The organism is Nostoc sp. (genome assembly GCF_036919495.1).
Classification (GTDB): domain Bacteria; phylum Cyanobacteriota; class Cyanobacteriia; order Cyanobacteriales; family Nostocaceae; genus Nostoc.
Genome location: NZ_JBALBZ010000180.1, coordinates 1 through 8,916, shown reverse-complemented (window position 1 = coordinate 8,916; position 8,916 = coordinate 1). Strand labels below are relative to the sequence as shown.

Below are 8,916 nucleotides of genomic sequence, written 5' to 3'. Positions count from 1 at the left end.
CAGACCAAATGATGCTGCAAATCCATGAAAGTGTCGGGCATCCCCTAGAAATTGACCGAATTTTGGGAGATGAGCGTAACTATGCTGGGGGCAGCTTCGTTAATAAAAGTGATTTTGGCAACCTAGTATATGGTTCGCCACTGATGAACATTACCTTTGATCCTACCGTGCCTGGTGAATTTGCCAGCTATGGCTTTGATGATACGGGTGCTGTAGCAACAAAGGAATATTTAGTTAAAGAAGGAGTACTGCAACGTGGTTTAGGCAGTCTAGAGAGTCAAGCAAGAGCTGGTGTAGCAGGAGTTGCCTGTGCCCGTGCTTCCTCATGGAATCGACCTGCGATCGATCGCATGGCAAACTTAAATTTAGAACCTCTAAACGCTAGTTTTGAAGACATTATTGGCGGGATAGAACACGGCGTTTACATGGAATCTAACCGATCTTGGTCAATTGACGATCGCCGCTACAAATTCCAATTTGGTTGTGAGTACGCTAAATTAATTGAAAACGGTAAATTCACCAAAACCCTCCGCAATCCCAACTATCGCGCCACAACACCAGAGTTTTGGCACAGCCTAATCCAAGTAGGAGATGCCACAAACTGGCAAATGTATGGTACTCCTTATTGTGGTAAAGGAGAACCAAATCAGGCTATTTGGGTAGGACATGGTTCACCCGTTTGTGTATTTGCTAATGTCGAAGTTTTTGGTGGAGGAACTTAAAGAGGACACGGGGACACAGAGACATTTTCATTCTCCGCGCCCCCACTCGCCACTCCCCGCTCCCCACTCCCTACTAATATTTAATATCTATGAAAATTGAGGAATTATCTGCGTTAGAAGTCAGCTTTAATCAACTGATTGAAACTCTACTGATTAAAAAATCTGAACGTGAACAATTCACAGTGAAACTCAGCAGTGAAAGAAGTCAATTTACTCGTTTCAATCACGCGAAAGTGCGACAAACTGGTTGTGTTGCTGATGGTTGGATCGAACTGACTTTGATGGCAGACCAGCGCAGCAGTATTCGGCAGTTCCCCTTTACTGGAAATTGGGACGTAGATTGGCAGTTAGCATATACTGCTTTGCAGGAACTACGTGACGAACTTATTCTACTACCCATCGATCCATATCTAGTTTTGCCATCAGGAAATAATACTAGCCGGGAAATACATTCCGGGAATTTATTGGCAAATGAGGCAGTAGTACCAACTGTACTGCAATTAGTTGCTGAATTAGATTTTACAGGGATATATGCCGGGGGATTGGTAGTTAAAGCTTATGGTGATTCCAACGGGCAAAAACACTGGTTTGCTACTGATTCTTTTACATTAGATTATTCTCTATTTTCCACCTCTGGACAAGCAGTTAAGGGGACATTTGCTGGGAGTAATTGGGATATATCTGCTTACATAGCCAAAATTAGCGAAGCCAAAAAGCAACTTGAATTACTTGCTCGCCCAGCTAAAGAATTGCCACGGGGACAATACAAAACTTACTTTGCACCTGCTGCTGTTGGAGATTTATTAGCAATGCTTTCTTGGGGAGCAGTCGGCGAAGCTGATATCCAACAAGGAAACAGTGCTTTAGCTGCTTTATCGCGTCAAGAAAAACAACTTTCCCCAAGATTTAGTTTGAAAGAAAACTTTCAGCGAGGATTAGTGCCGCGATTTAATGAATTAGGAGAAATAGCAGCACCGGAGTTACCTGTAATAGAAAAAGGACATTTGGTAAATACTTTAGTGAATTCTCGGACTGCTAAGGAATATCAAAAAATTGCCAACGGTGCTAATGGTTCAGAGACTTTACGAGCGCCAGAAGTGACTACTGGAAATTTAGTATTTGAGCAGATTATTCCAAGTTTAGATACCGGATTATATGTATCTAATTTGCATTACTTGAATTGGAGCGATCGCCACACTGGTAGAATCACAGGTATGACTCGTTATGCATGTTTTTGGGTAGAAAATGGAGAAATTATTGCCCCTATTGAAAACTTACGTTTTGATGAAAGTCTTTATCGCTTTTGGGGGGAAAACTTAGTAGATTTGACCAATTTTCAGGAGTTTATACCCGAAGTAGGAACTTATGAAAGTCGCCAACTAGGAGGTAGTTTAGTTCCCGGTATGCTGGTGGAAGATTTTACATATACTTTGTAAGTAATTCATGCAAATAGCCTTTGGAAATGCAAAATTTTATATTTATATTAGGAACACCAACCTTGTGTTTTTATAACTTGTTGAATTTCAGTTTCCAGTAATTGAAAAGCAGACAAAGCTCTTAGTGGTGAAAAGTCATCAATGAGTTCAGCTAATCGATGTACACGTTCATTAACCGAGAATTGCTTTAGCCGCCGACCTGTCAACTCACTAGCTTCGCACAGAAGTCCATAGAGAATATCTTTTGGATCAGGTAGTTGTTCAAGTTTACGGATATCTGGCAGTTGTAATGGCTGACGCCCACGAGGATTTCCTGCCGCTTTCCGTAGCGCTACTTCGTCAAATAAGAGCCATGCCTCCTGCATACGTACCGGCATCACACAAACATGAGGTGGCACTACTACTGTTTTTTTAACTGCTTCTTCTAGCACTTCTAGGATTTCCGTTATACGTTTTTCGCGTGATTCTCTTTCTGCATCTCGATGGATAAATAAGAGATTACAAGGATAGAGTTCTAAGCTGTTGATAATCCGTGGTAATAACTTTTTCGGTGGTTTGGGTAAACGTCACAGATCCGCCCAATTAGACTGGATAGCACACTCAACCTGATGTTCCCGTAATAACCAGGTCAGGATAGGCATTAGTGCTTTATCTGAACTGCCATCTGACAGCAAAGTGTAGCAAAGTTCTTTCATGCCAATTCAGTAGGAAAACCGGGAATTAATGGTTGAAGATCAGTTCTATCTACAACTCGAAGTTTCTGGGGTTGTGTTGGTTTTGATTGCTGGAGATTTCCTACTTTTCCATTACCATCAGGCTCTGATACACCAAGTACTACTGGATTCAAGTACGCAAGTAATTTGTTTTTGGGTACATCATTAACGCCTTCTGGATCTTTCTGTCGCCAAGTTTCAGGTAGACAAGCAAGGGATACTCGCTTAAATCGCTTCCCTAAATTTACTGTTTCCTTTAATTCGGCAACTAATAAGCTGTCATCAGGTACTTGCATAACTACTGAAGGTGAGTGGGTATTTATGATTACTTGACGAAGCGGATTATCTATCCCAATAGGTTCATCAACATCAGTAGCAATGTCTTGAAGCAGTTGGAGTATTTTAGGAATACGCATATCCGCAGTCGCACTTAGAAATCTAATAGCATCAAATAAGTTAGATTTACCGACCCCATTAGCCCCGGCTACACAGGTAAATGGCCCGAATCGGACATCAACATCGACGAGGTTCTTAAAACCAGAAACTTTTAACCTAGTTAGCATAATATTCCTCTGTTGGCAGAAAAAATAGCAAATGTGCCAAGCAGACGTGGCTCACAAACAGAGTAGACCACCTTTTTCTAGTTTGACTGTACAACCTGAGAAATTTTGGGTCTCTGATACTGCGACTAGCTCAATCAGTTGTTGTGACTCTAGCAAAGCATCTTTTGTACAAACGCGATGTGTACATTGCGTCTCTCTGAGAAAAATGCATCAAACCATCTTTCTACAACCCCGTCAGCCCAAACTGGTAAATGCTAGGACTACAATTTATTTTTTCTTACCTGGAGGTGAATTGCGCTGAGTGAGGTTATCAATTTGCAATTGTTGCCGTCCGTTGGTGATAATTCGCAACATCTGCTTGAGATCCTGCTCAATATTTTCCAAGATGCCATCAGCATAAGCATCAGCACCATCTTCGATTTCTTGAGCCTGAGCGATCGCAGTTTGCCTCATTTGCTCTAACTCTTGTTGACAAGCATACCGTTTACGCTCAATCTCGGCGAGAGTTTCTTGCATTATTGCTTCACACTCTTGTTGCACTTGTCGCCGCAGTTGTTCAGCTTCTTGTTCGGCCTGGTGAATAATATCGCTTTCAGCTAAAATTTGCGCCCTTTTTGCTTGCGCGGCCTCAACAACCTGCTGTCCATACTCTTCCGCTTCCAGCAGAATTTCGTCCTTTTGGTTGAGGATAGCTGCTGCTTCTTGAAAAAGCGATGGTAAAGCAAGCCGGATGTAATCAAGCTGATCTAGCAGCTTTTCTTCATCTATGAGAGTGCGTCCCGTCAGAGGAATCCTGAGACTAGAGAGAACCATTTCCTCTAGACGGTTGAGTTCCTGCTGAATATCTATGCTTCCCTCTCCACCGAGATACTCTTGAGGGGGGGGATTGCTTCCGTTGAGATTGGGTTCAACATTGGAGAGTTCTGATTGTAGCATTGGTATATATCTAGGGCAATGTGTGGGGGAACGAGATGATCGATAGAGCCACCAAACCTTGCAATCTCTTTTACCACACTACTACTTAAAAAACTATACTCATTTGAGGTTGCAAGAAAAACTGTTTCTATTTGGGTAGAAAGAGTTTTATTGGTGTGAGCCATTTGCAGTTCCACTTCAAAATCTGACACAGCCCGTAAACCTCGGATCAAAACTTGTGCTTGTCGCATTTGAGCATAGTTGACAGTAAGACCATCAAAGCTGTCTACATCTACATTAGGTAGATGTTGTGTAGAAAGACTGATCTGATTTAGCCGTTGCTCCACACTAAAAAGTGGCATTTTATTAGGGTTCCGCAGTACAGCGACAATTACCCGCTCAAACAGCCGACTACCGCGCCCGATGAGGTCAAGGTGTCCCAGGGTGATGGGGTCGAAGCTACCAGGATAAATAGCAATCACAATTTTAGATATATCAAAGTTGTTTAGGTGATTATATCGAAACTCTTTTGTGTAACTTACTCAAATTTACCATCTTGCGCTCTGAGTAAGGATGCTTTACTCAATTGTTTTGCTGATACAAGTTATGCTCAACTAGGCGTTAGGAACTATAGCGGTGCAATATAGCCTGAACCTCACCCCGCATTTGAGTCAAGCAAATACTCCCCTCTTCAAAGCATCGGAGAAGGGTTGGGGATGAGGTTGAACAAAACCGCTATAAACTCCTAAATATGGATGCTGGATTTCTAATTGTGTCCCCACGAATTTGTGGAGTACTTAAGTACAATTCCAGCATTCGACACCCAAAAAACTCCGTACTTAGCAAAGTGCGCGGGTTGTTAACGAACTATTCTAGGTAATTTTTCATGGCACTGGATTTTTCCACCTTGCCCTTGGCGTTTCAATTTACTTCTCCAGGACCGATTCTGGTGAAATTAGGGCCACTCAGTATCCGTTGGTATGGCTTATTGATTGCCACAGCAGTATTAATTGGCGTTATCCTTTCCCAGGAATTGGCAAAGCGTCGTAATGTTAATCCTGAGTTGTTAGGCGATTTATTCTTTTGGTTATTGATTGGGGCGATTCCTGGCGCACGGCTATATTACGTATTTTTTGAGTGGTCAAAATATTCCCCAACTCCAGGAAAAATCTTTGCTATCTGGGAAGGAGGTATTGCCATTCATGGAGCAATTCTTGGTGGCGTTTTGGCTGCGTTAATCTTTGCCAAAATCAAGCAGGTTTCTTTTTGGCAACTGGCAGATTTAGTAGCGCCTTCGCTGATTTTAGGGCAAGCGATCGGACGTTGGGGCAATTTCTTTAATTCTGAAGCTTTTGGCGATCCTACAAATTTACCCTGGAAGCTGTATATTCCACCAGATCATCGTCCTCTAGAGTATGCAAGTTTCGATTACTTCCATCCCACCTTCCTCTATGAATCTCTGTGGGATTTAGCGGTATTTGCACTGCTAATAACGTTGTTTTTCCGGTCTTTGTCCGCTAAACCACGTTTGAAGGTAGGCACGCTGTTTCTAGTTTACTGGCCAGCCTACAGCTTAGGACGCTTGTGGATTGAAGGTTTTCGCACTGATAGCCTGATGCTGGGGCCGTTAAAAATGGCACAAGTAGTCAGTAGTCTAGGAATTTTATTTGGATTACTTGGATTAGCTTGGCTTTACTTACTCAAACGCCCTTTACCCGATGTAGTTCCTACTCCTAAAGGAGATGGGGAGATGAGGGGATGAGGGAGTGGGGAGTGGGGAGTGAGGGAGTGAAGGACAAGAATTAATAACCAATGCCCAATGCCCCATGCCCAAAAAATAAAAAATGCCCCAGAGTATTCTCTAGGGCTTAACCAGGGTGCATCTACCATTACTCTCTACTAGGAAAAGAGGGTGAATCCGGAAAGATACTGAGAAAATATCAAAAAAGTTTTTGAGGGATTGCTGTGTGTTCTTCTAAAAGTGAAAATCTGAGTTATGAAAAAATACTATATGCCATAGAACCATCAGTGTACATTGTGGGAGCAGGCCCTGGAGATCCTGATTTACTGACAGTGAAGGCGCAGAAACTACTAGCTGTTGCTGATGTGATTTTATTTGCTGATTCTTTAATACCCGAACAGATTTTAGAACTTTGCCGAAAAGATGCGGAGATAATTAGAACTGCGAATCAGACTTTAGAAGAGATTTTAGCGATTATGATCGATAGAGTGCGATCGCAACACAAATCTCTAGTCCGTCTCCATTCTGGCGATCCTAGTCTCTACAGCGCCATTCACGAGCAAATGCACCTCCTCGCTGAGGCAAATATTCCATTTGAAGTCATCCCAGGTATCAGCGCCTTTCAAGCCGCAGCCGCCAAACTCAAAGTAGAGTTAACTGTCCCTGGTTTAGTCCAAACCATCATTTTGACGCGGATTAGTGGACGTACAGAAGTCCCCGCTACTGAAGAATTAGCTACTCTGGCGGCACATCAGGCTAGCCTCTGCTTATATCTAAGTGCGCGTCACGTCGAAAATGCCCAAGCTAAACTACTCGAACATTACCCAGCCGAAACCCCCATTGCAATTTGCTTTCGCATCGGATGGCCCGATGAAAAAATTAAAGTTGTCCCTCTTAATGAAATGGCAGACTGCACTCATAAAGAAGAACTAATTCGCACTACACTTTATATAATCAGTCCAGCCCTCTCGGCAAATAAAGGGCGATCGCGTTTATATCATCCCGAACATAGTCATCTATTTCGTTCATCTCATAACTAAATATTGGGCATTGGTGATTAATTCTTCTTTCTTCTCCTTCATCTCCCTCATCTTTTTTGCGGTTCGATAAACTTAACAATGTGAATAAAATCCCAATTCAGTACTATGCCATTAATTAAAGTGCAAACTTCTGCAACTGCTCCTGAAAAAGCTGAAATTGAATCAATGCTTTTAAACTTATCAGCCAAGTTAGCGAAACATTTGGGAAAACCAGAATCTTATGTAATGACTGCTTTTGAGCCAGAAATACCCATGACTTTTGCAGGGAATACAGATCCGGTTTGCTACATTGAAATTAAGAGCATCGGCACAATGAAACCAGATCAAACCGCAGCAATGAGTCAGGAATTTTGCCAGCAGATTAACCAAACTCTAGGTGTGCCGAAAAATCGCATTTATATAGAGTTTGCAGACGCTAAGGGTGCAATGTGGGGCTGGAACGGTACAACCTTTGGTTAATTCCCCGTCTTCTTTGGTTAAGACTAAGTTAATCTGGCAGGTGTAGGATAGAGATCCTACATCAACTCTTGATTTTTTATGTCTGCTACGCCTCTTGTATCTCAAGTTGAGTTACACAACCCAGCAAAATCAGAATTAATTCCCCCCCTTCTCGGTGCTTCTCTGGCGGAGTTAAGCACTTGGGTGCAGCAGCAGGGACAACCTGCTTATAGAGGAAAGCAGCTGCATGAATGGATCTATGATAAAGGAGTGCGATCGCTAGCTGATATTTCTGTCTTTTCCAAGCAATGGCGGAAGGAAGTAGCAGAAATCCCCATTGGGCGCTCAACTTTACATTACCGCTCTGTGGCTCCCGATGGCACAGTCAAATATCTTTTACGATTAGCAGACGATCAAATTATTGAAACTGTTGGCATCCCCACCTTTGCAGAAGCGGGAGATGGCCCAAAATCCCGTTTGACAGTTTGCGTTTCTACTCAGGTGGGTTGCCCAATGGCGTGTGATTTCTGCGCTACTGGTAAGGGAGGCTACAAGCGCAACCTAGCACGGCATGAAATTGTCGATCAGGTGTTAACTGTGCAAGAAGATTTTCAGCAACGGGTTAGCAATGTCGTATTTATGGGACTAGGCGAACCGTTGTTGAATACTGAGAATGTCCTAGCGGCGTTGAAATCCCTGAATCAAGATGTCGGTATTGGGCAGCGATCGCTTACAGTTTCTACAGTTGGGATTCGCGATCGCATCCGTCAGTTCGCGCAAAACAATTTGCAAATCACTCTCGCTGTAAGTCTCCACGCCCCTAATCAAGCACTGCGGGAAAAACTCATCCCCAGCGCCCGCGCCTATCCTCTAGAAGATTTGCTGGCTGAATGTCGGGAATATGTGGAAATAACTGGACGCCGCGTTACCTTTGAATATGTTCTCCTTGCCGGTGTCAACGATTTGCCAGAACATGCATTGGAACTGTCAAAGCGTCTGCGAGGATTCCAAAGTCATGTGAATTTGATTCCTTATAATCCTATCCAAGAAGTAGACTACAAACGCCCCAACCGCGATCGCATTCAAGCATTTGTCAACGTCCTTAAGCAACAAAATACTGCCGTTAGTGTGCGTTATTCCCGTGGTTTAGAAGCTGATGCTGCATGTGGACAACTCAGAGCAAGTAAAAATTAAACCTCTTGCAGTCAATTTTATGAATAAATATAGAACCGCAGTTGACATCCTCCCTGCCGTAAACGGCAGGGATTCCTAATACTCACGAATTAGGTTTCTGTTTCTTTCCATTACTGGATTTTTGCAACTGCCCTTTAATCTTAAGATTATCGGG

The 8,916-nt window shown here is 42.9% G+C and carries 10 protein-coding genes; 6 read left to right on the top strand and 4 right to left on the bottom strand.

The features are described 5' to 3' along the window. Both V7K25_RS25990 and V7K25_RS25985 read left to right on the top strand, forming a co-directional pair. On the top strand, positions 1–722 hold a 722-nt coding region (locus V7K25_RS25990; protein WP_335161965.1), incomplete at its 5' end, for a TldD/PmbA family protein. 89 nt (positions 723–811) lie between these two features. Further along, positions 812–2,158, top strand: a complete 1,347-nt coding sequence (locus V7K25_RS25985; RefSeq protein WP_335161963.1) for a TldD/PmbA family protein — start codon at positions 812–814, stop codon at positions 2,156–2,158. 47 nt (positions 2,159–2,205) lie between these two features. Here the strand turns inward: V7K25_RS25985 and V7K25_RS25980 are convergent, their stop codons facing one another. The 4 genes from V7K25_RS25980 to coaD form a co-directional block, all read right to left on the bottom strand. After that, complete coding sequence (locus V7K25_RS25980; protein WP_335161961.1) at positions 2,206–2,589, bottom strand: hypothetical protein; 384 nt, start codon at positions 2,587–2,589, stop codon at positions 2,206–2,208. Between the two features lie 260 nt (positions 2,590–2,849). Then, positions 2,850–3,434, bottom strand: coding sequence for an AAA family ATPase (locus V7K25_RS25975; RefSeq protein ID WP_335161959.1), 585 nt, complete (start codon positions 3,432–3,434; stop codon positions 2,850–2,852). Between the two features lie 267 nt (positions 3,435–3,701). After that, positions 3,702–4,370: a DivIVA domain-containing protein gene (locus V7K25_RS25970; protein WP_335161957.1), complete on the bottom strand. Its 669-nt coding sequence runs from the start codon at positions 4,368–4,370 to the stop codon at positions 3,702–3,704. After that, positions 4,280–4,831, bottom strand: a complete 552-nt coding sequence (gene coaD, locus V7K25_RS25965; RefSeq protein ID WP_229553673.1) for a pantetheine-phosphate adenylyltransferase — start codon at positions 4,829–4,831, stop codon at positions 4,280–4,282. The genes V7K25_RS25970 and coaD overlap by 91 nt, the downstream gene beginning before the upstream one ends. 404 nt (positions 4,832–5,235) lie before the next feature. Between coaD and lgt the strand changes: the two genes are divergently transcribed. The 4 genes from lgt to rlmN all read left to right on the top strand — a co-directional run bounded on the left by lgt (position 5,236) and on the right by rlmN (position 8,762). After that, the gene (gene lgt / locus V7K25_RS25960; protein ID WP_335161954.1) at positions 5,236–6,111 is read left to right on the top strand and encodes a prolipoprotein diacylglyceryl transferase; all 876 of its coding nucleotides are present in this window, start codon (positions 5,236–5,238) and stop codon (positions 6,109–6,111) included. Positions 6,112–6,314: 203 nt separating this feature from the next. Next, the gene (gene cobM, locus V7K25_RS25955) at positions 6,315–7,130 is read left to right on the top strand and encodes a precorrin-4 C(11)-methyltransferase (RefSeq protein ID WP_335161952.1); all 816 of its coding nucleotides are present in this window, start codon (positions 6,315–6,317) and stop codon (positions 7,128–7,130) included. A 105-nt stretch (positions 7,131–7,235) separates the two neighbouring features. After that, positions 7,236–7,589 carry a phenylpyruvate tautomerase MIF-related protein gene (locus tag V7K25_RS25950; protein WP_109011307.1) on the top strand — a complete coding sequence of 118 codons (354 nt, stop codon included), beginning with the start codon at positions 7,236–7,238 and terminating at the stop codon, positions 7,587–7,589. A 78-nt stretch (positions 7,590–7,667) separates the two neighbouring features. Continuing rightward, the gene (rlmN, locus tag V7K25_RS25945) at positions 7,668–8,762 is read left to right on the top strand and encodes a 23S rRNA (adenine(2503)-C(2))-methyltransferase RlmN (RefSeq protein ID WP_335161949.1); all 1,095 of its coding nucleotides are present in this window, start codon (positions 7,668–7,670) and stop codon (positions 8,760–8,762) included. Positions 8,763–8,916: the final 154 nt, after the last annotated feature.